This window comes from Gleimia coleocanis DSM 15436 (genome assembly GCF_000159015.1).
GTDB classification, from domain to species: domain Bacteria; phylum Actinomycetota; class Actinomycetes; order Actinomycetales; family Actinomycetaceae; genus Gleimia; species Gleimia coleocanis.
Window position 1 is genome coordinate 1 of sequence record NZ_DS999571.1, and the last position, 219, is coordinate 219.

Annotated in this window: 1 rRNA gene; it reads left to right on the forward strand. The window is 48.9% G+C overall.

The features are described 5' to 3' along the window. Positions 1-188, forward strand: a 23S ribosomal RNA gene (locus tag HMPREF0044_RS07720); the annotation flags it as partial. Positions 189-219: the final 31 nt, after the last annotated feature.

Sequence of the window (219 nt, forward strand, 5' to 3'; positions counted from 1 at the left end):
CTGGTTAGCTACGTTCGGAAGGGATAACCGCTGAAAGCATCTAAGCGGGAAGCCTGCTTCAAGATGAGGTTTCCAACCCACCACGCGTGGGGAGAGACTCCCAGAAGAACACTGGGTAGATAGGCCAGACGTGTAAGCATAGCAATATGTTCAGCCTACTGGTACTAATAGTCGACAACTAAAAACAAACACCCCCAAACAACAAAACACAGGGGAAAC